This window comes from Thalassobaculum sp. (genome assembly GCF_965223715.1).
Taxonomy (GTDB): Bacteria; Pseudomonadota; Alphaproteobacteria; order Thalassobaculales; family Thalassobaculaceae; genus Thalassobaculum.
Map to the genome: position 1 here is coordinate 330,150 of NZ_OZ245012.1, position 23,070 is coordinate 353,219.

Sequence of the window (23,070 nt, forward strand, 5' to 3'; positions counted from 1 at the left end):
GCCGCCGAGTCATGCACGTTGGTTGAACCGCCTTCCCACCAGGGCGCTGGCGATGTTGATCTTCTGAATGTCGATCGCGCCGCCGGCGATACCCCAGCCCCAGCCGTCGCGCATCCGCTGTTCCATTCCATACTCTTTGGCATACCCGTAACCGCCCATGACCTGCAAGGCCGCCCCGGTCACGTCGCGGACCATCTCGTTGGAGAAGCACTTGGCGAGCGAGCTGTCGAGGATGCTCGGCAGGCCGTCCTCGGCGTTCTGGGCCGCCCGCCAGATCAGCAGGCGCGAGGCCTCCACCTTCAGCGCCATCTCGGCAAGCTTGAGTTGGACCGCCTGGAACTCGACAAGCTCCTTGCCGAACGCCTTGCGCTCCTGGACGTAGTCCAACGCCTGATCGAGGGCGGCCTGGGCGATGCCAAGGCACATGGTGGAGTTGCCGCAGCGCTCCAGGTCGAACGCCTCCATCAGCTTGCGGAACCCGCCGGCCGGCACGATCAGGTTCTCCTTCGGTACCCGCACCTCCTCGAAGAATATGTCCGCCGAGGGAATGCCGCGGAAGCCCATCAGCCGCTCGCGCGGGCCGAAGGACACGCCGTCGCGGTCCTTCTCCACGTAGAGCGCGCCGATGCCCTTGGCGCCCGGCTCGTCGGAGAGCTTGGTGTAGACCACGTAGCTGTCGGAATGGCCGCCGCCGGAGCACCAGCGCTTCTGGCCGTTGAGGATATAGTGGTCGCCGTCCAGCACGGCCCGCGTCTTCAGGTCGGTGAGCGCCGTGCCGGCATCCGGCTCGGACATAGCGACGGCGCAGACGATCTCGCCGGCGCAGACCTTCGGGACCACCGATTTGGCGAGCTCGGAGCCAGCGAAATGCTCGACCGCGCGGATCGGGCCGACGGAGCTTTCGAAGATCGGGAAGGCGACCGCGGGGGAGACCTTGGCGAACTCCTCCAGCACGATCAGCGCCTCCAGGTTGCCGAGGCCGAGGCCGCCAAGCTCCGGCGAGACGTTGATGCCGAGGAAGCCCATCTCGGCATAGCGCTTCAGCCAGTCCTTGGAGATGGCCTCGTCCTTCTCCTCCAGTTCCTTGGCCACCGCCGGCATCTCGGTCTGGGCGAACTGGCGCGCGGTGTCGCGCAGGGCCTGCTGTTCCTCGGTCAGTCTGAAGTCCACCGGTGGATCCTCCGCTTCTTGGTTCGGCTGTTTGTGAAGTCGGTTGGCACTGTGGTCTTCCGGCTGTTAGGCTGTAAATGAAATAGAATTTCATCAGTTGAAATATGCGTTGAGCGATCGGGGAGGCGAGGGTGGCGTCATACCGTCCGGTGATTTCGGTGCTGCGCTGCCTGGATGTTCTGGCGGCGGTGAACCGGCTGTCTGGGCGGGCCAGCCTGGCGGAGATCCACCGGGTGGTGGACCTGGACAAGGCGACGATCCTGCGGATGCTGGAGACGCTGACCCATGCCGGCTACGTGGTGCGCGACGACGATACGCGGCTGTATCACGCCGCCGGCAAGACCCTGCAGCTCAGCGCCGGATACCGGGCGCACAACGCGATCGGGGCGGCCGTGTCGCCGCGCCTGGGCGCCTTCCGGAGGCGGATCGGCTGGCCGTCGGACGTGGCGATCCGCGACGGCGACGCGATGATCGTGGTCGAGACCTCGCGGGAGGCTGGGCCGATCTTCGTGAACCGCGGGCCGGGCTACCGGGCGCCGATGCTGGCCGCGAGCCTGGGGCTGGCCTACACGGCGTTCTGCGGCGCGGCGGAGCGTGCGGCGATCCTGGAGGCGGCGGCGCACGACCCGGCGCCCTGGAACGACGTGGCCCGCGACCGGCCCCGGGCCGACGCGCTGTTCGCCGGGATCCGAGACGCCGGCTACGCGACAATGAACCCGGCCTATATGGCTCAGGGATACGAGAACCGGATCTCGAGCATCGGGGTGCCGATCCGCGATGGGGCCACGATCTTCGCCTGCATCAACGTCCTGTACCTGCGCTCGGCATTGAGTGCCGAGGATGCGGCGGCGGCGTTGGTGGCTCCGCTGCAGGAGATCGCCGCAGCCCTGGCCGCCGATCTGGCGCGGCAGAGTGCGGCGTAACTCTCACAAAAATCGTCATCCCGGCGAACCCCGGACTTGATCCGGGGATCGGCCGGGACCAAGCCGCCTTGATCCCGGTCCCGGGCAGCACCCGGATCAAGTCCGGGCGCTCCCGGGATGACGGAAAGAGGATGATGGGGCGAAGGTCGCTACTTCCGCCCCTCCGCGATCGCGCAGAGCATCTCGAACATCAGGTTGGCCGCTGTCACGCAGGTGATGCCGGTCGGGTCGAAGCACGGAGCGATCTCGCTGATGTCGGCGCCGATGATCGGCTTGCCGGCCAGCGACCGGATGATCACCTGCAGGTCGCGCGGAATCAGGCCGCCGATCTCCGGCACCGCTGTGCCCGGGCAGAAGGACGGATCTACCCCGTCGATGTCCAGGGTCAGGTAGAACGGCTGGTCGCCCAGCGCGCCATGAATCCGCCTGATCGTCTCCGCCCGGCCTATCTCCTCGTAGTCGTCGATGGTGATGACGGTGAAGCCCTGGTCGAGACCGTACTGGATGTCGTCACCGAACCGGCTGCCGCGCAGGCCGAGCTGGACCACCCGCTTGGGGTCGATCCAACCCTCGTCGATCCCCATCCGCATGAAGGTCGCGTGGTTCAGGGTGTCGCCGCACAGGTCGGGCAGGGTGTCCGGATGGCTGTCGATCTGCAGGATGCCGACCGGGCCGTCCTTCACCAGACCGCGCAGGATCGGCGTCGGGATTGTGTGGTCGCCGCCGATGGAGATCGGGGTGATCGCGTTCTCCCGCAGCTCCTCGAAGAACTTCTGGATCAGGTCGATGGAGGCGACCTTGTCCAGCGGGTTGACCGGGGCGTCGCCCAGATCGGCGACGTTGCACAGCTCGAAGGGTTTCGTGCCGAGGGTCGGGTGCACCTTGCGGATCAGGCGGGAGGCCTCGCGCACGCCGGCCGGGCCCTGGCGGGCGCCGGTGCGGTAGTTCACCCCGAGGTCGAAGGGCACGCCGACCAGGCCGATATCGACGTCCCTGTGCACCTCGTGGCGCTTGGTGCGCATGAAGGTGGCGACATCGGCGAAGCGCGGCACCACCGCCGCGTCGACCGGCTGAAACCTCGGATCACCCGCCATGGTCTGGTCTCCCTGTGACTGTTTGACGGGAAGAACAGCACCACGGACCGCCCGGTCCGGGCAATCCGCTAAGTAGCGGATTACTCGGCGGGTGCGAGCGTCCGGTTGCGGGAGCGCGCCTGGGACTCTCGGCTGCGCCGGCCCAGATAGAGCCAGAGGCCGGAGACCACGAAGCCAGTGGGGATCAGGGCGACGATCACCCAGAGTGCGCGGATGATCGGGCCGCCAAATTTGCCGACATGGATGATGTAGCGCATGTGCCAGATGGTGGTGGCAAGGTTGGCCTCGCTGGCGGCGTAGACGTAGAGCACCCGTGCCGGATCGTCGCCGATCCAGACCCGGGTCGCCTGACCCTCGCCCGCACCTTCGGGCATCAGCCCGGCGACCAGGGAATCACCGGACCGGCGTGGCAGGCGGAAGTAGCTCAGCGTCGCGCCCGGAACCGCCGCCTGCGCGACGTCCAGGGCCTCGTCGATGTTCGGCAGCGGTGGGTAGCCATCCTCTTTCGGCGGCTGCGGCTCCTCCACCTTGGAGCCGGTGACCCATTCCAGCGCCACCCGCATCGGGTCATGCCAATACATGGCCATGCCCGTCAGGGAGACGGCGGTGAGGATGAGGAAGGTGGCGATGCCGGTCGCCTGATGCAGGCGCAGGATGCCGAAGCGCGTGCCCTGACGGAAGCTGACCGACAGGCGGCGGAACGGGGTCGGAGGCTTGAGCCACAGCCACAGGCCGATGGCGAACTGGACGATCAGCAGCAGGGCGACCGCCGAGACCCCATGGCGCACCCACTTCGCCGCCGGCCCGTCCACCAGATAGCGCCGGTGCAGGGCGGTCACCCAGCCCTCGAACCGGTCCTTGGGATGGAAGTGGTCCAGAATGTCGCCGCTGGTCGGGTCGATCCGCAGCACGCCGGCCCCGTCGGCCAGCCAAGCGGTCCAGACGTCGTCCCGGTTGACCCCGATGGACCAGATCCTCAGATCGGGCCGTTGTTGGGAGACCCGATCGACGATCGCGGTGGGAGACAGCGATGCGCCGACCGGGCCGGTGTTCCGAGCCTCGCCATCGAGCGCGCGCTGCAACTCGGGTGCGTACACCAACAGCGCGCCGGTGAGGCTCAGAACCAGGAGCGGCACCGCGGTGAGCAGCGACACCCAGAGGTGCAGTCGTCGCAGGTTTCGGTACCGCATGGGTGTCCGCCCTTCCTCAGAAGATGATGTCGGTGCCGAGCCAGAACACGCGGCCGAGTTTGCCGTCGTCGTTCACGGTAGCACCCTGAACGGTTGTGCCGAAGTCACGCTCGTCGAGGAGGTTCTCCACCCGCGCCCGCAGGGCCCAGTTGTCGGTGGCCCACCAGCTCGCACCCATGTCCCAGCGGGTGAAGCCGTCGCGCTTGGTCACGTTGCCGTCGGAATCGACCGCGTCATAGCCGGTAGAGTGATATGCGGCGGTCCACAGCCCGATGGTGTCCGTCGCCCGATAGTCGAGGCGCAGGCTGAACTGGTTCTCCGGCACCGAGGCGGCCTGGCCGTCCCAGAAGATGTTGGAGTTGACCTCGGTTCCGTCGGCCCGGGTCGCCTCCACGTCGATCACCCGCATGTAGCCGGCCGATGCGGTCAGACGGTCGGTGATCCTGGTGAAGACCTCGGCCTCGAAACCGGACTGATCGACCTCCACGCTCTCGATCGCGCCGTTGTTCCGCCGTGGCACGTTCTCCTGGACGATGTTGTACAGGGCGAGATCGACATAGCCGCCGGCCCAGCCCTGGTTCACGCCGACTTCCATCGTGGTGGACTCGACCACCTCGTCGCCGGCCCCGGCGGTGTCGAGCACGTCGGTGCCGAAATTGCCGTACTTCTCGAAGAAGCGGTTGTAGCCCGAGGCGTAGGACACACGGACCCGGGTCTGCTCGAACACGCTGTAGGACGCGCCGAGCTGATAGGAGAACAGGCCGTCGGTCGCCAGGTTGTCCTGCTCGACCCCGTTGTATTCGACGTCGTTGTTGAACCAGGTGTGGCGCAGGCCCCCGGTCAGCACGAGGTTGTCGTTGATGGTGATCGCGTTGGTCGACTTCACCGCGTAGTCGGTGAAGGTGTTATCCCAGATCCCGTCGCGCTCCATGTTGGTGCGCTTCACCTCGGCGCCGACCGAGCCGTCATAGTCGATGCTGTCCGACAGGGACGTGCTCAGGAAGTGGTTGGCGAAGAGGATCTGGTTGGCGACGCTGCGGTCGCGCGACCGGGCATCCCACTTGGTCTGCGCGTCCGAGGCGAGTACGCCGAACTGCAGGGCCTGGGCATCGTTCAGCCGGTGATCCAACGTGGCCGAGCCGAACAGGGTGTGGTTCTCGATCGGCTCCACAGTGCCGTTGCGGATGATGTCGGGCCGGTTGCGGTCGCCGATGGCCAGGACTTCCAGGCGGGTGTCCGTGCTGAAGTTGTAGCCGACCTTGCCGAGGCCCCCGAGGACCGACTGCTCGTCCAGGTTCTCCGGATCGCCGTCGTACTGGCCATAGAAGGCGCTGGCGGCGGCATAGTAGTCCCAGTTGCCGTCATGGTCGGCGACCTCGCCCTGGGCCAGACCCTCGCGCGCAGTGCTGGCATCCAGGCTGAGCGCCTGGTGGTCGGTGTAGTCGCGGCCGGACTTGATGCGGGTCTCGACCACGCCGCCGTCGGTGCCGTCGCCGTAGCTGACGCCGCGGCCGCCTTTCTGCACGGTCAGCTTGTCGATTGCGATGGTCGGGATGGCCGTGTTGCCGTAGCCGCCGCCGTCGCCGCCCTGGAACTTGATGGCGGGAAGTCCATCGATCGACTGGGAGGCGCCCCAGTCGCCGAAGGTGCGGATCTTGGTGCCGCCGCCGAACCGGTCGCCGTTGCCCGGCTGGTTGATCAGGCCGGTAGCATTGTAGCGCAGGGCGTCGCCGGCGTTGATCGGGTTCAGGTTCTGGATGACGCTCCCATCGACCTCGGAGGCGGAGCGGCTGCTGTTATAGGCGCCATCCACCTTGGAGCGGATCTGCTGGGATTCGTGAAGAGTGCTGCCGGTGACGACCACCGGCTTGAGATCAAAGACTTCCGCCATCGCGGTCGTCGTCATGAGTGAAAAGCTCAGCGCGCCAAATGCGCCTGCGAGCGTCCGTGCCGACATGCTCCGGTGACCCCCCGGTCAAGGTTGCGTATGCGCCCCGCTCCCACCCGAGGCGCGCGGAGTATGTCGGTGTGAATTTCTTATTGCAAACGATTCTTAGTAGCGTTCGCAATAGGTCGCGGATTTAGGGTTTTATCGAGGGCGCCGCGAACGCCGGGAAGGTCAAAAATTTCGATACGGCGATGAAAATGAAGCAGGGTTTCTCGGAAAGCGACCAATCGGCCGTCGGTGGTTTGCATTGACATTTCTTGGAAAGAGACTAAGTCAGGACGGTAGTTGATACATTTGTTTGGTGCTGCCTGGACCGACGGTACACCGTTTAGCTTAGATATCCCCTAACAATGCTATCGCTATATTCTCCGCCTCGGTCGAGCCGAGCCTGCGGATTCGTAACGCCTGTTAGAGGACATCTCCATGGCTACTGGTACTGTTAAGTGGTTCAACCCGACCAAGGGCTTCGGCTTCATCGAGCCGGAAAATGGCGGCAGCGACGCCTTCGTTCACATCTCCGCCGTCGAGCGCGCCGGCCTTCAGTCGCTGAACGAAGGTCAGAAGGTTTCCTTCGAGCTGCAGACCGGCCGAAACGGCAAGCCGGCCGCCGAGAACCTCGCCATTATCGGCTGACACCGACCCAAGACACACGACCCGCTCCGGCCATCGTTCGGGGCGGATCCTGCGGCGTGAACGCGCCGACCAGCGGGGCGGGCAGACTCCAGAGGATGACGACGCCATGGCGGCCAAGCCGAACTACAGTTTCGAGCGCAGAGAGCGCGAACGCCTGAAGGCGGAGAAGAAAGCCAAGCGTCTGGCCGATAAGAAGCGCGGCGCCGACACTTCGGCAGACCCGTCGTCGGACGCGTCTGAGACGCCACCGCAGGGCGACGAATAGATCCCGAACGAGCGTCGGACCGACATTGTCCTGATCCGATGCGGCGACCGGCGGCAGAGTTCCGCCGGCGCCCTCCTTGGCCGCTGGATCGCGATCCCGCAGATCCCGCCAGGCTTTTCACATGATCCAGCGATCGCCGCGCTCGGCCCTGCCTTGACGCGCAACCCGATCAGGCTGGACGACCTAAAGGACCTACCATGAAGAACGCAGACAATTTCCTGATCACCTACGGCCTGCATTCCTATGTGACCCACACGCAGATCGGCGGCCGCAGCGTCTTCACCATCGGCGCACCGGCAGGTCGGAAGATGATCCGCCATGCCAAGACGCTCCTGTCCGACACCTTCGGCAAGAGCGCCGCCATCCGCGTGGCTTGATCCGCATCTACCCCCGACAGAGGTGACCACATGGCGCGCAACAAATCCAAGACGAAGCCGGCGACGTTCACGATGTTCAACGTCACCTATGAAGACGGGTCGATCACGTCCAACCGACGGGTCGAGAACGATCGGCTCGATCAGTCCATGGGGGACAACCTGCTGGATCTCGCCCGCACCGCGATCGAGGACCAGGACAATGAGATCGCCCAGCGCTCGAACCGTCGGCGGGCCAAAATCAAGTCAATCACCGAGGCTTAGCCTCGTTCGATCCGGCCTTTCTCTCCGCAGGCGCCCTCGATGGAAAAATCTTGGAACGCCTCGGCAGGGTCATCCGTTACCTGACACGAATGCCGGAGCCGCGGCCGCACCCTTGTTGGTGCATCGATGGTCGACAGCTATCGGCGGGGGCGGACCCCACTGAGACTGCATGGAGAATACGATGCCGAATATCGCCGACGCCAAGATCGCCATTCTCGCGACCCATGGGTTCGAGAAATCCGAGCTGTTCGAGCCGAAGCGGCGGCTTGAGGAGGCCGGCGCCAAGGTGACCGTCGTGTCGCCCGAGTCCGGCGCGATCAAGAGCTGGGACGAGAAGGATTGGGGCGAGACCGTGGATGTCGACATGGATCTCGGCGACGCCAAGGTCGAGGATTTCGACGCGCTGGTCCTGCCGGGCGGTCAGATCAACCCGGATGTGCTGCGGGCAAACGCCAAGGCCGTCGAGCTCGTGCGCTCGTTCTTCAATTCCGGCAAGACGGTGGCCGCGATCTGCCACGGCCCCTGGCTCCTCGTGGAAGCCGGGGTCGTGAAGGGCCGCAACGTCACCTCCTACGGCTCGATCCAGACCGACGTGAAGAACGCCGGCGGATTGTGGGAGGATTCCGAGGTCGTGACCGACCAGGGCCTGATCACCTCGCGCAAGCCCGACGACCTGCGGGCGTTCTGCGACAAGATCATCGAAGAGGTCCAGGAAGGCCGGCACGACCGAAAAGCCGCCTGATCGCCTGACCTGATGATGCGATGTGACTGCAGTCCCCCTTCCGGCCTCCGGGAGGGGGATTGTCTATGGGGGCCGCTCTACCGGTTCGCCCGGGCGACCACCGCCTCCGCCAGCACCTGGATGCCCGGAAGCTGGTCCTCCAGCGACGTGTTCTCCGCCTCGTTATGGCTGATCCCCTCGTCGCAGGGGGTGAAGATCAGGACCGACGGGGCGATCTTGGCGATGTTGTAGGCATCGTGGCCGGCCTGGCTGCGCAGCTCCATCAGCTCCACCCCCTGACCCTTCGCGGTGTCGCGGATCAGGTCCTGCAGCCCAGCGTCGAAGACCGGGGTGTTGAAGCTCCAGGCATCGCCGACCGCCACGTCCGTGCGCGAGCGCTGGGCGCAGTCCACCAGGGCGTGACGGATCTCCGCCTCCATGGTCTCGGTCAGGTCCTTGTCGGGCGAGCGGAAATCCACGAACAGGGTCGCCCGGTCGGAGATGATGCCCGGCTTGTTCGGCCAGGCCTCCAGCCGGGCGACGGTAGATTTCGCTTCCCGATCCGCATATTTGAGCCCGATCCGGTCGACCTCCAGCGCCACCGTGGCGGCGCCGACGATGGCATTGCGGCGGCGGTCCATCGGGGTCGGTCCGCTATGGGCATTGACCCCCGTCACCTCGATCCGCATGCCGCGGGCGAAATAGGTGCCGGTGACCAGGCCGAGCTTGACGCCTGCCTCATAGAGGGCCGGGCCCTGCTCGATATGGATCTCGAAATAGCTGTCGAAGTCACGGCCGCCGACCGGGGCGTCGCCGGCGTAGCCGATGGCGTTCAGGGCGTCGGCCACGGTGATGCCGTCCTCGTCGGTGCGGCCAAGCGCCCAGTCCAGATCGTGGATGCCGGCGAACACCCCGGAGCAGAGCATGGGCGGGGGAAAGCGCCCGCCTTCCTCGTTGGTCCAGTTCACCACCTCGATCGGCCGCTTGGTCTCGATCCCCTGGTCGTCGAGCGACCGCAGGATCTCCAGGCCCGCCAGGACGCCGACGATGCCGTCGAACCGGCCGCCGGCGGCCTGGGTGTCCAGATGGCTGCCGATCACCACGGGCGGCAGGTCGTCGTGGCTTCCCGGGCAGCGGGCGAACATGTTGCCGAGCCTGTCCACGGTCAGCGCATAGCCGGCATCGGTGCACCAGGTCGCGAACAGGTCGCGCACCTCGCCATCGGCCTGGCTCAGGGTCAGCCGGGCGAGGCCGCCGCGCGGTCCCTTGCCGATCTCGGCTGAGGCCTCGATGGTCGACCAGAACCGCGCGCCGTCGATGGCGATGGAATTGCGGGCCATGCTGAACTCCGGAGTGAGCCGTTGTAGGGACCGGCGCATGCTAGCCGGTCGGGCAGGCCCGGACGAGACACTCAGACCGTCCCCGGCGCGGTTTGTTCTGCGCTACGCTGTCGCCATGGAAGCAGACTGGCTAGTGGAAGAGGCGACGCTGGTGCGTTTTGCGGTGGCGATCGCGATCGGCGCGATCGTCGGGATCGAGCGTGGCTGGAGCCAGCGGGCGCTGGAATCCGGTGCCCGGACGATGGGCCTGCGGACCTTCACCCTGATCGGCATGGCGGGCGGCATCCTGGGCCTGGTCGGCGATGCGCTGCTAGTGGGCGCGGGGCTGCTCGCGCTCGCCGGGCTGCTGGTCGTCTCGTACCTGCGCGCCGATACCCGTGACCTGGGCCTGACCACCGAGGTGGCGGCGCTGACGACCTTCCTGCTCGCGGTCTTCTCCGGCTGGGGCTTCCCGGCCTATGCGGCCGCCGGTGGTGCGCTGGTCGCCGCCATGCTCGAGGCGAAGGCGCCGCTGCACCGCTTCCTCAAGGGCCTGGCGGAACAGGAGCTGGAGGCGGCGATCAAGCTGCTGGTGCTTGCCGTGGTCGTGTTGCCGGTCCTCCCCGATGCCGATCTCGGCCCCGACGGGCTGGTGAACCCGCGGCAGATCGGGATGATCGCAGTGGCGCTCGCCACGATCTCCTTCCTCGGCTACTGGCTGGTCAAACTGATGGGGCCCAGGGCCGGCCCGCTGCTGTTCGGGCTGGCCGGGGGGCTGGTCTCGTCGACGGCGGTCACCCTGGCGTCGGCCCGCCTGAGCCGCGGGCAACCGGGGCTGGCGCCCGCCCTGGCCGGCGCCATCGCGGCGGCAAACGCCGTCATGGTGGCGCGCGTCGCCGTCGTTGCCGGGCTGATCGCGCCGGCGCTGCTGGCCGACCTCGTCACCGTGCTCGCGCCGATCGGCCTGCTCTCCGTCGCCTGGATGCTCTGGCGGCTGGTGCACCGTCCCGCCTCGGAGACCGCGGGCGGTCTCGCCGACATGATCGACGCGCCGGTACCGATCGGCGAGAGCGTGCTGATGGCTCTCCTGGTCGGCCTTGTCTCGCTGGCGGCCAGCGTCGGCCGGTCGCTGTTCGCCGGCGCGGGACTGCTGGTGGTGGCCGCGATCACCGGTCTGGCGGATGTGGACGCCCTGACCATCACCATGGCCCGCCTTGCCCAGACGGCGGGGGAGGGCGCGGCGGAGGAGGGCGCGGCGGCTGCCGTAGACGGTATCCCCATCGCGGACATCATCTGCGTCGCCGTGATCGCCAACATGGTCTCCAAGACGGCCATGGTGGCCGCCTTGGGCGACCGGCGGCTCGCCATCGGGATCGCCGGCCTGTTCGGGGCTTCCGTGCTGATCGCCGCCGGGGCGATCCTGGCGCGCGGCCTGATCGGCTGAACCGGTCAGTCGAAGCTGGCGTCGATGCGTCGGACGAGGTCGGGGTCCAACGGTCCCCGCGCTTCGGCCGCCAGCGCCATGTCCAGCTCCCGGCGGTTCTTCACGCCCAGCACAACGGTGTCGACGCCGTCCATGGTCAGGGCATAGCGGTGGGCGAGGTCCGCCGGATCCTCGCCGATCTCCAGAGCGAGCTTGCGCCATCCGGCGGCGCGTTTGTAGTCGAGCATCTCCGGGTGATCGTCGGGCAGGGGACGGTCGAGCTCGGCGGACAGGGCGCCCGCCTGCACCGCCTTGATGCCGAGCACGCCGACCCCGTTGGCCTTGGCGGTGGCGATCACCTCGCGCTGTTTGGTCGGGCCGTCGTAGAACTTCAGCGCGCCGGGGCTGTCGATCGGGTTGCTGATCGCCTGGACCGCGGCCGGGGCGGGGCTCTCGCCCAGCAGCTTGATGATCGCGTCCGGCTGGCCGATCCCGGTGAGGCCCCAGGCGCCGATCAGCCCTTCCGCGACGAAGGCCTCGAACAGCGGGCGCACATGCTCGCAGAACACCGAATAGGGCGTGACCCGCAATGCCGCGTCCGGATGGCCGCGCATGGGATGGTCGTCGGGCGCCACGTTGGAGTGCAGGAAGAACAGGTCGACCTTCTCCAGCTTCATCAGCTTCAGGCTGGTGGCGATGGAGCTCCGCAGCCGGGCCTCGATCTCCGCCGGGGGCGTGCCGCCGAGCAGGCATTTCGTCGTCACCCGAACGCCCGCCGGCAGGTTGCCGCCGAACGCCTCGCCGATCACCGACTCCGCCTCGCCGTCGCCATAGCGCGGCGCCATGTCGAGCAGGGTGATGCCGCCATCGACGGCCGCCTTCACCGTCGCGACGCATTCCTCGCGGGTCGTCTTGCCCCACAGGTGCCCGATCCCGCCGCCACCCAGCGTCAGGGCGCTGACCGGACCGAACGGCCCTAGGTTGCGCTGTTCCATGTCTCTCTCCCTCAGTCGACCGTTGCAGCAAAGCTAGCAGGCGCGGCCCGCTCGGGTGTAGCCTTGGAAAAAACAGGGAATACGGGAGGATATGATGAGCAGTGCCGCACCATCCGCGAAACCGGGCCCGGAGGCCCGCCCGCTGACCCCCGTCGTTGGCGCCGAGATCCTTGGTATCGACCTCGCCCATGTGGACGACGCCCAGTTCGCCTTCATCCAGAAATCCTTCGACCGGTATGCGGGGCTGCTGTTCCGCGGCCAGGACCTGTCGCCGGAGCAGCTCGTGGCCTTCAGCCGCCGGTTTGGCGATCTCGACCACGCGCCGATCATGGAGAATGGCCAGACGGCGGTCCCCGGCCTGCCGGAGGTCTATCTGGTCTCCAACATCAAGGGACCGGACGGCAAGGAGATCGGCAGCCTCGGTGCGGGGGAGGCGGTCTGGCACACGGACATGTCCTATCTCGCGGCCCCGCCGGACATCTCCATGCTGCACGCGATCGAGGTGCCGCCAGCCGGTGGCGATACCTGGCTGTGCGGTATGAACGCCGCCTACAACGCCCTGCCGGATGACCTGAAGCGCCGGGCGCGGGGCCTGCGGATCAAGCATGACGGCACCTACAATTCCGGCGGCTATGTGCGCCAGGGTGTGACCCCGACCGATGATCCGCGTCAGAGCCCGGGCACCTATCACCCGGTGGTCATCGCCCATCCGAATACCGGCCAGCCCCTGCTCTATCTCGGCCGCCGCCGCATGGCCCATATCGAGGGGTTGGATCTGGCGGAGTCGGAGGCGCTGCTGGACGAGCTCTGGGCCTATGCCACCCGCGAGGAGAACGCCTACCGCCACAATTGGCGGGTCGGTGATGTCCTGATGTGGGACAACCGGGCGACCATGCACCGTCGCGATCCGTTCGACGCGACGGCGCGCCGGCTGATGCGCCGCACCCAGGTCAAGGGCGCCCTGAAACCGGCAGCCTATGCGGGATAATGCAGGCAGTGCCCCCCAAGACTATGGGATTTGACCGCATAACCCGTAAAATGCGCGAGGATTAGGCTGCCGGCCATGTGAGCAGATTGGGCGCCGATCGTTCCTGACCTGATGGAAATGGCATGCCCAGTCGTGTGTTTCTGCTCCTGATTTCGATCTGCGGCGCCCTGGCGGTTGTCCGCCCGGCCCTGTGCCAGCCGGTGCAGCCGTCCGGGATCCCGACCATCGCCCTGTCCATGCTGGGCGACGGGATTGAACTCTTCGACCAGGCCCTGGTGCTGCGGGAGACGGGACGGTCGTTCGACCTCGCCGAGGCGCTGGCCTCGCAGGACTGGCGCCCGCTGGAGTCGGAGCTGCGGAACGCCGGCATCACCGACGACCGCTTCTGGGTCCGCTTCCGGCTGCGCAACGACACCGGGGCGGCGCGCCAGGTGGTGGCCAGCCATGACATGGCGCACCTGACCTCCTTCACCGTCTTCGTGACGGCGCCGAACGGCAGCGTCACCCGCGCCGACCTGGACCCGTCGCAGCCGTTCGACCAGCGGGCGGTGTCCTCGCCGCTTCCCGCCGTCTCGATCGCGGTGCCGGCCGGCCAGGAGCGCGAGGTGACGGTCGTCTTCGCCAATGCCTATCCGGTGCCGATGAACACCGACCTCAACCTGTGGAGCGACCAGGGGTTCGAGCGCCATCTCCTGCTGACGACCACCTTCATCGTCTTCCTGGTCGGTTGCCTGTCGACGGCCGCCGCATTCTGGCTGCTCTACGGGTTGTTCATGCGGCAGGTCCGCATGGTGATCTACTCGCTGTACATGGCCAGCCTGGTGGCGGTGTACCTGATCTTCTCCGGCGTCGGCGAGCAGTTGCTGTTCACCTCGACCGTCTGGCTGCGGGAGCTGGGCTTTCACTGGGCGATGTTCTGCGTCGGTGCCGCCTGTCTCGACTTCGCGCGCCGCCATCTCGACATGGGCAGGCTGCATCCGGGTCACGACCGGATCATGCGCCTGGGCACTGCCGCCTGGCTCTGCGCGGCGGTCGTGTCGTTCCCCACGCGCTTCCCGGAGATCGAGGCGCCACTGACGTTCATCGCGGTGACCGGCTGCCCGATCTATGTCGCCTGGCTGAGTTGGGTCGCCTGGCGCCGGGACGGCCTGTCCTATGCAAGCTGGATGGTGGTGGGCTGGACCGGGGTCGCGATCTCGTCGGTCCTGGGTGTCTTCAGCAGCGTGATGGACCTCCCCTTCATCGACCTGTCCCAGGCGGACTTCCTGCGGCTCGTCTTCGCCAGCACGGTGGTCGAAAGCCTGCTGCTCAGTGCCTCCCTGGCCCAGTGGCTGCGCGGGCAGGAGGTCCGGCTGATCGCCGCCGAGACCGCTGCCAGCCGCGACTCGCTGACCGGCCTGCTGAACCGGCGCGGCTTCGACGCCCATGTCGTGCAGCTGAAGCGGGCCGGGGTGTGGCCGGGGAAGCTGTGGCTGGTGCTGATCGACCTGGATCGCTTCAAGGACATCAACGACACCTACAGCCACGCCGCCGGCGACGTGGTGCTGACCCATTTCGCGAGCATGCTGCGCCGAGAGTTCCGCGCGAACGACGTGACCGCCCGGTTCGGCGGCGAGGAATTCATCCTGCTGTTCGAGGCCGAGACTGAGGAGGCCGCCCGCTCGGTGGCCGACCGGGTGCGCCAGCGGTTCGCCGACACGCCGACGCGCTACCAGGGGGCGATGATCGGCCATACCCTGAGCGCCGGCCTGGTGCGGGTCGGCGATGGGCCGGACGAGGAGGAGGCGACGCTGATCGCCATGGCGGATACCGCGCTCTATGCCGCCAAGCACGCCGGACGGAACGTGGTGCGGGCCTATTCGGACCTGGCCGGGCTGGAGGGACACGAGCAGCCCACCCCGGGAAAGGTCGTGGAACTGGCCACGCTGACGGGACCCGCATCGGCCCGGAACTGAGCGGCAGGCGGCATCGGCCGCGTAACGGGCCTTTTCGACCGCTGGATTTTAAGGATAATGCCAACGATTGCCGGCTGGTCGAACGGTTCGGGCCGCCGATCGCCCCGTGATCCGTTGAAGACGGCCTGCCCGTGCGCTCCGTGACCCTGGCCCTGATCGCTCTCCTGGTGCTGCTGGCCAATCCGGCCGGGGCTTCCGATGCCATCGCACCGCCGGCGATCGCGTTGTCCTCGCTGGAGGACGACATGAGCCTCCTCGGCCACGCGCGGTTTCTCGTCGAGCCCGACACGGCGCTGTCGCTGGAGGCGGCCCTGGACAGCGACGGTTGGCAGCTGGCCAGCGAGGCGAACCGGAAGCGCGGGGTGACCCGGACCAAGACCTGGATGCGCTTCTCGATCGTCAACGACACCACCGCGCAGCGCGAGGTCGTCGTCACCCACGATGTCATGCGGCTGACCACCTTCACCCTGTTCGCCGTCGCCCCCGACGGATCGGTCGTGCGCGGCGACTACGACCCCCTGCAGGCCTATGAGGACCGTCCGCTCGCCTTCGCCGGGCCGGCGGTGACCGTCACCGTGCCGGCGGGTGAGCGGCGCGAGGTGGCGGTGCGGTTCGGCAACGACCATCCGATTCCGATCCATCTCAACCTGATGCTCTGGAGCGAGCGGGGCTTCGAACGCCATGCCGTGGCCAACATGGCGTTCTTCGTGTTCTGGATCGGCTGCCTGACGACCGCGGCGTCGTTCTGGCTGCTCTACGGCATCTTCATGCGTCAGAGCCGCATGATCGTTTATGCGGTCTACATGGCCAGCGTCGCCATCACCTACGTGGTGTTCTCCGGCGTCGGCCTGCAGCTCCTGTTCCCGGGCAGCGCCTGGCTGCAGACCCTGGGCTTCAGCTGGTCGGTGTTTCTGCTGACCGGGTCGGCCTACGAATTCGCGCGGCGTCACCTGGACATCGCGCGGCTGCATCCCCGGCAGAACATCGTGCTGCGCGGTGCCGTGGCCTTCTACGCGGTGGCGACGGTCCTGGCCCTGCTGCTGAACGTGCCGGCCCTGGAGACCCCGCTGGTCTATTTCTCGCTGCTGACCATGCCGGTCTGCATGACCTGGCTGAGCTGGGTCGCGTGGCGGCGCGACGGGCTGAACTACGCCTCCTGGATGGTGCTCGGCTGGGTCCTGGTCCTGGTTGCGACCCTGCTGACCGCCAGCGTCACCGCGGCCTTCGTGCCGTATTCCGGGATCTCGCACATCGTGCTGATCCGCCTGGTCTTCGTCGGGATCGTGATCGAGGCCCTTCTGCTCAGCGCCTCGCTCGGCCAATGGCTGCGCGGCCAGGAGGTCAGGCGGATTGCTGCGGAGGCCGCCGCCAGCCGGGACGCCCTGACGGGACTGCTGAACCGCCGGGGATTCGATTCCAAGGTGCTGCAGCTGAAGCAGGTCGGGATGTGGCCGGGCAAGCTCTGGCTGGTGCTGATCGACCTCGACCGGTTCAAGGATATCAACGATACCTACAGCCATGCGGCGGGCGACGCCGTCCTGACCCATTTCGCCGCCATGCTGCGCCGCGAGTTCCGCGCCAACGACCTGACGGCCCGGTTCGGCGGCGAGGAGTTTATCCTGCTGTTCGAGGCCGAGACCGAGGAGACCGCCCGCTCGGTGGCCGAGCGGGTCCGCCGCCGTTTCGCCGACACGCCCACCCGCTACGGCAGGGCGATGATCGGTCATACGCTCAGCGCCGGGCTGGTACGGATCGGCGACGGGGCCGACGAGGAGGAGGCGACACTGATCGCCATGGCGGATACCGCGCTCTATGCCGCCAAGAAGGCCGGACGCAATGCGGTGTGGGCCTATTCCGACCTGGCCGGCCGCGTGGATCAGGGTCAGCCGACCCCGGGCACCGTCGTGGAGCTGAAGCCGCTGGCCGGCGGCGCTACGGCGCGTAACTGAGCGGTAGCCGGGTGGAGAACTTGATCTCCTCCATGGCGAAGTTGGAACTCACGTCCATCAGCGGCACGGCAGTGATCAGCCGCTTGTAGATCGCGTCGTAGGTGGCGATGTCGGGGACCACGACCTTCAGCACATAGTCGATATCGCCGCTCATCCGATAGACCTCGACGATCTCGTCGATGTCGTCGACCGTGCGGGCGAACTGCTCAAGCCACTCCATGTCGTGCCGGTTGGTGCGGACCCGCACGATCACCGTCACCCCCAGCGCGATCCTCTCGCGATCCAGCAGGGCGACCCGGCGGCTGATGACCCCGTCCTTCTCCAGCCGCTGGATGCGCCGCCAGCAGGGGGTGGTGGACAGGCCCACCGCACCGGCGATGTCGGCCAAGGCCATCCCCGCATCCCGCTGCAGCAGGTCCAAGATTTTACGATCCACATGATCCATAGAAAAATATTCTACACATCATCAGGTGGATGACAATCAAAGCAAACCGTTTCGCCGCAACTGGGGGCACACTTGGCCCATCTGATCGACAAGGAGGTTCCCATGCGCATGTTCACCGAACACCCGGCCAGCGTCGGCGAGACCTATGGCGAGCATTTCGGCATGGCGAGCGGCTTCGGCATCCGCATGATCCTGGGCGGGCTGGCCTGTCTGGTGCACGGCGTCCTGCCGTTCCTGTTCACCAAGACCGGCAGCCGGATCGTCACCGAACTGCATGGCCGCATGGTCACCCACCGCAACCGGCACGCCGCTGCGGCCGACGCTGGCAGCCGTCAGACGGCCTGACGCCTCCTAGCTGTCGAAGATCGACAGCTTCAGCGGATAGGACTTCCCCAGAAACACCGTGTGGTCCCGGTGGTCGGCGAGGCCGTCCCCGGTATTGGGGTGGATGAACACGTCGAGCCCGTCGCGGTTCAGGGTCAGCCAGGGCAGGATCCGCGCCAGCAGGTCCGGCGCGAAGGCGACCTGATAGCTCCACATCGGGTGCGGCCCGACCGGCTTCTCGTGGAAGCGGCCCATCTCCGCTTCGGGAAAGGTCGCCTGGATCCGGTCGTAAAGGGCACGGGCGGGCCCCGTCGTCTGGCCGTCGAAATAGACATGGGCGTGCCAGCTCTCGATGGTCTGCGTGTCGGTCATCGCGTCCTCCCTGCGTTTCTGCGGGTATAGCGCATTCCGGTCATCGCGGCCCGGCCGATTGGCCGTTTTCCGAGTCGCGGGTCGCGCAGTGATTTTCCTGGAAGCCAGAATTCAACGCGTCCCGCGAGTCGCGGCCTGCCCATCGTGTGCATACGATTGTCTCCTTACGGTTGATTTCCCCGTATCAGCTTCAGTGGGGGACATCACGATGGCTGAGAGACCATTTCTCGCTGGAATCGGCCCGATCCATGCCGAATGCGAGTCCAGACGCAGCGAAATACAGGAATCGCTGATCCGCATCGATCGCGACTTCCACCAGAACAGGCTCGATCTGAAGGCCTGCGACGACATCGATACGTTCAAGGAGCGGTTGCGGGAGGTCGGCAAGTACGTGCCGAGCGCCTTCGACAGCCACTTCAAGCCGGCACGGACGGGCGACTGCATCGGCCTCACCGTGCGGGACGACCAGGGCATCGCCGCGACGCTGGGCGTGCGGCTCTACCGCTTCGCGGTCACGTCCCTGGCCGATCACCTGGAGACCTTGAGCCTGTTCTACAGCAACCCGGCCGAACAGATGATCCCGGGCGAACGGCTGAGCATCTCGGGCGAGGCGGACGCCTATGCCTCGCGCATTCAGGACAAGGTGTACTGGACCGGCGGGCTGTGGGTGCGCCCGGACCTGCGCGGCCGCCAGACCAACTTCCCCAAGCTGCTCGGCATCGCCGCCGGTTCCATGGCCCATGCCCAGTGGGGCCGGGTCGGGATGGTCAGCGTCACCGAGAAGGTCATGGCCAATGCCGGGCTGGTGTCGAAGAGCTACGACATTCAGCACGTGCTCGAGAGCATCATCTGGACCCATCCAGCTCGGCCCGAGAAGAAGGAATGGGTGCTGCTGGCGAAGGATTCGGACTACATCGCCAGACAGACGCTCACCCACAGCGCGGGCGAGGTGCCGCTGGTCTATCGTACGGACGAGAACCGACGCATCGCTTGACCGGTGCGGGCGGCGTGGCGCCGGGGGACCGGCCTACGCCGCCTTCTTCGTCTTGGGCACGGGGGACAGCAGGGCGATGACGCCCTGGCCGGTGCCGCCATGCTCGGCGCTGCGGCCCGGAAGGTCGACCGGAAGCGAGATCCGGTACCACTGGAACTCCTTCAGCCCGTCGCTGGCCAGCACCACACCCTCGCAGAACTCGACCAGCGGCTCGCGTAGGTCGAGCGCGGCCCGGGTTGAGGCCTTCACGGATTCGATCATGCCCCGGTCGGGCACGACCTGATCGAGGGTGCCGCCCTCGAAACTGCGCCACGTCGCCCGGTCCCACGGCGCGTTCGGCGAGCCGTGATAGTGCATCAGGCGGAACGTCTCGCCGTGGGGGATCATCACCTTGATGCTGCGGTTAATGCCCGGGTCGGCCATCACGTCCAGGATCGGCGACCGCAGGGTCGCACCCGAAGCCTTCCACGCCGCAATCAGCCGGGCGGCCACGGGATCGTCGAGCGAGGCGATCGCGTTGTGGTCCATGCGGCCGCGACGGATCGAGTCCTTTGGCGCGCGCGGATTGACGATCTCCATGCATTTCAGCACCAGGCTGACCATGCGGTCCGGACGATCGTCGGAAATCTTCGTCGTGCCGCGCGCGGTCGTGACCTCGATGCAGCGCAGGCGGGTGGTTTCCGGCGCGGTCTCGCTCACCAGTCGCTGAAGCAGCGCGGTCAGCGCCTGGGTGTGAACGGAGCGGGCGTCGAAGGAGTATTCCTCGAACGCGCCGATGGTTGTGCAGCGGATCCAACCCATCGTATGGATCGCGAACTCGCTGACGTCTTCGCCCAGGCGGCCCAGCTTCGCGGCAAGGTCGGCCACCTGCCCAGTTTCGTCGATCCACTGAGTGGTGATGCCGATCAGGCCTGTTGTACGGCCACTATTGAACATTGTCCCAACCCTGACCTACGCCCATCCATATCATCGCTTGTATGCAGTTCCGGTCAAGTTCGTTGTGGTGAACATTTAGGCAAACAGCCGATTCGCGAGTGACTTTCCACCAAGGCTTGCAGTGTGACCCGAAACGGTTGAAACTCCCTTAACGGACGAATGAACCGGACGCCTGCGATTGTTTTGCCTGATTGGCTCACTGGGATTGGCAGATGCGTAACATACTTTTGATTGCCGGACCGGTGACCGACCCCCATCGGTTCATGTCCGAACTCGGATGCCATCCCGACATCGCCGCCCTGCCGCCCGTCACCCTCGGCAACACGCTGCACGCCGTGGCGCGCCGGGCGGTCAGTGCCGCCTCCGGCGGCGACCGGTCCGGCGACGCGCTGCTGACCCTGGCGCGGGAGGAGGGGGGAGCCGCACTGGCCTCGTATTTCACGACGTTGAGGGCCTCGACCGGCAAACCCGCGATTGTGCTGCACGATCCCAGCGGACCGATGTTCCCGTTCCTCAACCCGCCCGACATTGACCTGCTGGTCCTGACCCGGACGGCGGAGTCGGCGGCGGTGGCCGTCGGCGCCGGTGCGATCGCCCGGGTAATCGACGCGGCGCACAAGGCGCTGGAGTCTTTCGAGCGTCGGGTCGCCGGCTTCGGCGTCTCGGCCGACCGCATCCACATGGTGGACGAGGAGGCGCTGCGCCGCGATCCCAGGGGCCTCTGGCCGGAGATCTGCCGCCAGATCGGCGTCGATGACGGCGTCGACGCGGTCGATGCCATGGTCCGGCCGTCGGTCGCTCCCTGGAGCCTGCGCAGCGGCCGTTTCTGACCGCCGGTTCTCCGGCCTCCAGTACAACCGAGAATGCGCAGGCCTGACGGTAGGTCGCGCCACCGATTGCAGTGCAGCATCGTCCGTCGCATCATCCCTCGGACATCTGCAATCGATCGAGCGACGGGGGACTGAATGGCCCATCATCATCTGAAGGCTTCGCCGGAGACCTGCCACTGGGGTTGGTTCGACGCCGGAATGGCGCCGGCCCTGACCATCGCCAGCGGCGACCGGGTCACGGTCGAGACCGTGTCCGGCGCACCGGAGGACCTGCCGGGCGACGGCTACCACATCCCTCCGGAACTGCTCGACATCCACAAGCGCTCCGAGCGCCGCATGCCGGGCCACCTGCTGACCGGGCCGATCGCCGTGGAAGGCGCGATGCCGGGCGACGTGCTGGAGATCCGCCTGCTCGACATCAAGCTGCGCCAGGACTGGGGCTACACCAAGGTGCGGCCGCTGGCCGGCGCCCTGCCGGAGGATTTCGACGAGCCGGACCGCATGACCGTCGACCTGGACGCCGAGCGCAATATCGGCCGTCTCCCCTGGGGCACCGAGCTGCCGCTGCGGCCGTTCTTTGGCGTGATCGGCGTCGCCCCGCCGGCCGGCTGGGGCGCGATCTCGACCATCCAGCCGCGCAAGAACGGCGGCAACCTGGACAACAAGGAGTTGATCGCCGGCACCACCCTGTACCTGCCAGTCTGGACCGAGGGCGGCAAGCTGTCGCTCGGCGATGGCCATGGCGTGCAGGGCGACGGCGAGGTCTGCGTGACCGCCATCGAAACCGCGCTGGAGGGCGAGATCGAGGTGCATCTGCGCAAGGACCTGTCCCTGGACTACCCCCGGGCCGAGACACCGGATGCCCGGATCACCATGGGCATGAACGCCGACCTGGACAACGCCGCCAGCCATGCCCTGCGGCAGATGATCGACTGGATCGTCGATACCACGAACCTGTCGCGCAGCCAGGCCTTCATGCTGATGAGCCTTGCGGCAGACGTGCGCGTCACCCAATTGGTGAACCAGGAGAAGGGCATCCACGTGGTGCTCCCGAAATCGGCGCTGGGCGGATCCTGAGAGGAGCCGGCCGGCCGCATCACACTGGACGACGAAGCATGAAATCCTCAGAGGCGACGATTCTGGTCCTGCCGGGCCTCGGCGGCGGGACGGACGGGCATTGGTATGCACGGTGGCAGGCCGGTCTGAAGACCGCCGAATGGGTGGCGCTGGACGACTGGGTCAGCCCGGCCCGGGAGGCCTATGTGGCGTCGATCCTGGCCGCCGTCGCCGGTGCCGACCGTCCCGTCGTGCTGGTCGGCCACGGCTACGGCTCGCTGGCTGCCGTGCATGCGGCGTCGGAGCTGGCCGGCGGCAAGGTCCGGGGCGCCTTCCTGGCCGCGGTGCCGGACGTCGACGCGGCGGCGCATGACGTGGCGGCGAGCTACCGGCCGCTGCCGCGCGATCCGCTTCCGTTCCCGTCTCTGGTCCTAGCCAGCCGCAATGACCCCCATTGCGACTTCGACGTGGCGGCGGATCTGGCCGGTGCCTGGGGCTCTCGGCTGGTCGACCTGCGGGAGAGCGGCAATGTCGATCCCGACAGCGGCCACGGCCCCTGGCCGGAAGGGCTGATGACCTTCGGCAAGTTCCTGGGGCAGCTCAGCCCGGCGTGAGCCCGCGCGTCAGCCGACCAGCCGGCTGAGCGCGTGGCGGCCGGCGTCCAGCACGTGATCGAGGTCGTTGGGGTGGACGTGAGGGTAATGCTTCACCAGCCATTCCGGCGCCTCGAACGGGGTGTCCCTGTTGCGCTCGTGGTCGATGGTGGCGTCCAGCAGGCCGACCAGGATCGCCACCTTGTCGAGGCGCGATACCGCCTGATACTGCGGCTGCGATCCGTCGTCGTCGCGCGGCTCACCGAAAATGTCGAACGCCATGGGATCCTCCCGCCGTGCCGGCCGATC

At 67.0% G+C, this 23,070-nt stretch carries 25 protein-coding genes; 15 read left to right on the plus strand and 10 right to left on the minus strand.

Features of this window, described 5'->3' with window-relative positions; genetic code table 11:
• Positions 1-9 precede the first annotated feature (9 nt).
• Complete coding sequence (locus ACOQOP_RS01550; RefSeq protein ID WP_420564554.1) at positions 10-1,170, minus strand: acyl-CoA dehydrogenase family protein; 1,161 nt, start codon at positions 1,168-1,170, stop codon at positions 10-12.
• A 131-nt stretch (positions 1,171-1,301) separates the two neighbouring features.
• Between ACOQOP_RS01550 and ACOQOP_RS01555 the strand changes: the two genes are divergently transcribed.
• On the plus strand, positions 1,302-2,093 hold the full coding sequence (locus tag ACOQOP_RS01555; RefSeq protein ID WP_420564555.1) for a helix-turn-helix domain-containing protein: 792 nt from the start codon (positions 1,302-1,304) through the stop codon (positions 2,091-2,093).
• Between the two features lie 149 nt (positions 2,094-2,242).
• Here the strand turns inward: ACOQOP_RS01555 and ACOQOP_RS01560 are convergent, their stop codons facing one another.
• The 3 genes from ACOQOP_RS01560 to ACOQOP_RS01570 all read right to left on the minus strand — a co-directional run bounded on the left by ACOQOP_RS01560 (position 2,243) and on the right by ACOQOP_RS01570 (position 6,283).
• On the minus strand, positions 2,243-3,187 hold the full coding sequence (locus tag ACOQOP_RS01560; protein ID WP_420564556.1) for an agmatinase: 945 nt from the start codon (positions 3,185-3,187) through the stop codon (positions 2,243-2,245).
• A gap of 80 nt (positions 3,188-3,267) precedes the next feature.
• Positions 3,268-4,377: a PepSY-associated TM helix domain-containing protein gene (locus tag ACOQOP_RS01565; protein ID WP_420564557.1), complete on the minus strand. Its 1,110-nt coding sequence runs from the start codon at positions 4,375-4,377 to the stop codon at positions 3,268-3,270.
• Between the two features lie 16 nt (positions 4,378-4,393).
• Positions 4,394-6,283: a TonB-dependent receptor gene (locus ACOQOP_RS01570; RefSeq protein ID WP_420564558.1), complete on the minus strand. Its 1,890-nt coding sequence runs from the start codon at positions 6,281-6,283 to the stop codon at positions 4,394-4,396.
• 465 nt (positions 6,284-6,748) lie between these two features.
• On the opposite strand from ACOQOP_RS01570, the gene ACOQOP_RS01575 reads away from it, so the two are divergent.
• The 5 genes from ACOQOP_RS01575 (at position 6,749) to ACOQOP_RS01595 (ending at position 8,603) form a co-directional block, all read left to right on the plus strand.
• A complete protein-coding gene (locus ACOQOP_RS01575; RefSeq protein ID WP_420564559.1) occupies positions 6,749-6,958 on the plus strand; it encodes a cold-shock protein in 210 nt (69 codons plus the stop codon).
• Between the two features lie 106 nt (positions 6,959-7,064).
• Complete coding sequence (locus tag ACOQOP_RS01580; protein ID WP_420564560.1) at positions 7,065-7,223, plus strand: hypothetical protein; 159 nt, start codon at positions 7,065-7,067, stop codon at positions 7,221-7,223.
• 197 nt (positions 7,224-7,420) lie between these two features.
• A complete protein-coding gene (locus tag ACOQOP_RS01585) occupies positions 7,421-7,600 on the plus strand; it encodes a hypothetical protein (RefSeq protein ID WP_420564561.1) in 180 nt (59 codons plus the stop codon).
• A gap of 30 nt (positions 7,601-7,630) precedes the next feature.
• Entirely contained in the window at positions 7,631-7,861 is a 231-nt protein-coding gene (locus ACOQOP_RS01590; RefSeq protein WP_420564562.1) for a hypothetical protein, read from the plus strand.
• A gap of 181 nt (positions 7,862-8,042) precedes the next feature.
• Positions 8,043-8,603 (plus strand): type 1 glutamine amidotransferase domain-containing protein, encoded by a 561-nt coding sequence (locus ACOQOP_RS01595; RefSeq protein WP_420564563.1) that lies wholly within the window; start codon positions 8,043-8,045, stop codon positions 8,601-8,603.
• A 77-nt stretch (positions 8,604-8,680) separates the two neighbouring features.
• Here the strand turns inward: ACOQOP_RS01595 and ACOQOP_RS01600 are convergent, their stop codons facing one another.
• The gene (locus ACOQOP_RS01600; RefSeq protein ID WP_420564564.1) at positions 8,681-9,922 is read right to left on the minus strand and encodes a Zn-dependent hydrolase; all 1,242 of its coding nucleotides are present in this window, start codon (positions 9,920-9,922) and stop codon (positions 8,681-8,683) included.
• 115 nt (positions 9,923-10,037) lie between these two features.
• Between ACOQOP_RS01600 and ACOQOP_RS01605 the strand changes: the two genes are divergently transcribed.
• Entirely contained in the window at positions 10,038-11,345 is a 1,308-nt protein-coding gene (locus ACOQOP_RS01605) for an MgtC/SapB family protein (protein WP_420564565.1), read from the plus strand.
• A 5-nt stretch (positions 11,346-11,350) separates the two neighbouring features.
• Here ACOQOP_RS01605 and ACOQOP_RS01610 read toward each other — a convergent pair whose 3' ends face one another.
• On the minus strand, positions 11,351-12,319 hold the full coding sequence (locus ACOQOP_RS01610; protein WP_420564566.1) for an aldo/keto reductase: 969 nt from the start codon (positions 12,317-12,319) through the stop codon (positions 11,351-11,353).
• 94 nt (positions 12,320-12,413) lie between these two features.
• Between ACOQOP_RS01610 and ACOQOP_RS01615 the strand changes: the two genes are divergently transcribed.
• The 3 genes from ACOQOP_RS01615 to ACOQOP_RS01625 all read left to right on the plus strand — a co-directional run bounded on the left by ACOQOP_RS01615 (position 12,414) and on the right by ACOQOP_RS01625 (position 17,211).
• The gene (locus ACOQOP_RS01615; RefSeq protein WP_420564567.1) at positions 12,414-13,307 is read left to right on the plus strand and encodes a TauD/TfdA dioxygenase family protein; all 894 of its coding nucleotides are present in this window, start codon (positions 12,414-12,416) and stop codon (positions 13,305-13,307) included.
• 122 nt (positions 13,308-13,429) lie between these two features.
• On the plus strand, positions 13,430-15,262 hold the full coding sequence (locus ACOQOP_RS01620; RefSeq protein WP_420564568.1) for a sensor domain-containing diguanylate cyclase: 1,833 nt from the start codon (positions 13,430-13,432) through the stop codon (positions 15,260-15,262).
• A 131-nt stretch (positions 15,263-15,393) separates the two neighbouring features.
• The gene (locus ACOQOP_RS01625; RefSeq protein ID WP_420564569.1) at positions 15,394-17,211 is read left to right on the plus strand and encodes a diguanylate cyclase; all 1,818 of its coding nucleotides are present in this window, start codon (positions 15,394-15,396) and stop codon (positions 17,209-17,211) included.
• Here ACOQOP_RS01625 and ACOQOP_RS01630 read toward each other — a convergent pair.
• Positions 17,195-17,605: an Lrp/AsnC family transcriptional regulator gene (locus ACOQOP_RS01630; RefSeq protein WP_420564570.1), complete on the minus strand. Its 411-nt coding sequence runs from the start codon at positions 17,603-17,605 to the stop codon at positions 17,195-17,197. The genes ACOQOP_RS01625 and ACOQOP_RS01630 overlap by 17 nt on opposite strands.
• A 153-nt stretch (positions 17,606-17,758) precedes the next feature.
• Here ACOQOP_RS01630 and ACOQOP_RS01635 point away from each other — a divergent pair, with 153 nt between their 5' ends.
• Entirely contained in the window at positions 17,759-18,001 is a 243-nt protein-coding gene (locus ACOQOP_RS01635) for a DUF6356 family protein (RefSeq protein WP_420564571.1), read from the plus strand.
• 6 nt (positions 18,002-18,007) lie between these two features.
• On the opposite strand, the gene ACOQOP_RS01640 is transcribed toward ACOQOP_RS01635, so the two are convergent.
• Entirely contained in the window at positions 18,008-18,352 is a 345-nt protein-coding gene (locus tag ACOQOP_RS01640; RefSeq protein ID WP_420564572.1) for a DOPA 4,5-dioxygenase family protein, read from the minus strand.
• Positions 18,353-18,560: 208 nt separating this feature from the next.
• Between ACOQOP_RS01640 and ACOQOP_RS01645 the strand changes: the two genes are divergently transcribed.
• A complete protein-coding gene (locus ACOQOP_RS01645) occupies positions 18,561-19,346 on the plus strand; it encodes a hypothetical protein (protein WP_420564573.1) in 786 nt (261 codons plus the stop codon).
• Positions 19,347-19,379: 33 nt separating this feature from the next.
• On the opposite strand, the gene ACOQOP_RS01650 is transcribed toward ACOQOP_RS01645, so the two are convergent.
• A complete protein-coding gene (locus ACOQOP_RS01650; protein WP_420564574.1) occupies positions 19,380-20,213 on the minus strand; it encodes a hypothetical protein in 834 nt (277 codons plus the stop codon).
• 281 nt (positions 20,214-20,494) lie between these two features.
• Between ACOQOP_RS01650 and ACOQOP_RS01655 the strand changes: the two genes are divergently transcribed.
• From ACOQOP_RS01655 to ACOQOP_RS01665, 3 genes are all read left to right on the plus strand, one after another.
• The gene (locus ACOQOP_RS01655; RefSeq protein ID WP_420564575.1) at positions 20,495-21,112 is read left to right on the plus strand and encodes a hypothetical protein; all 618 of its coding nucleotides are present in this window, start codon (positions 20,495-20,497) and stop codon (positions 21,110-21,112) included.
• Between the two features lie 135 nt (positions 21,113-21,247).
• Entirely contained in the window at positions 21,248-22,189 is a 942-nt protein-coding gene (locus tag ACOQOP_RS01660; protein WP_420564576.1) for an acetamidase/formamidase family protein, read from the plus strand.
• Positions 22,190-22,227: 38 nt separating this feature from the next.
• Positions 22,228-22,782: an RBBP9/YdeN family alpha/beta hydrolase gene (locus ACOQOP_RS01665; RefSeq protein WP_420564577.1), complete on the plus strand. Its 555-nt coding sequence runs from the start codon at positions 22,228-22,230 to the stop codon at positions 22,780-22,782.
• 9 nt (positions 22,783-22,791) lie between these two features.
• Here the strand turns inward: ACOQOP_RS01665 and ACOQOP_RS01670 are convergent, their stop codons facing one another.
• Positions 22,792-23,043: a hypothetical protein gene (locus ACOQOP_RS01670; RefSeq protein WP_420564578.1), complete on the minus strand. Its 252-nt coding sequence runs from the start codon at positions 23,041-23,043 to the stop codon at positions 22,792-22,794.
• Positions 23,044-23,070 lie beyond the last annotated feature (27 nt).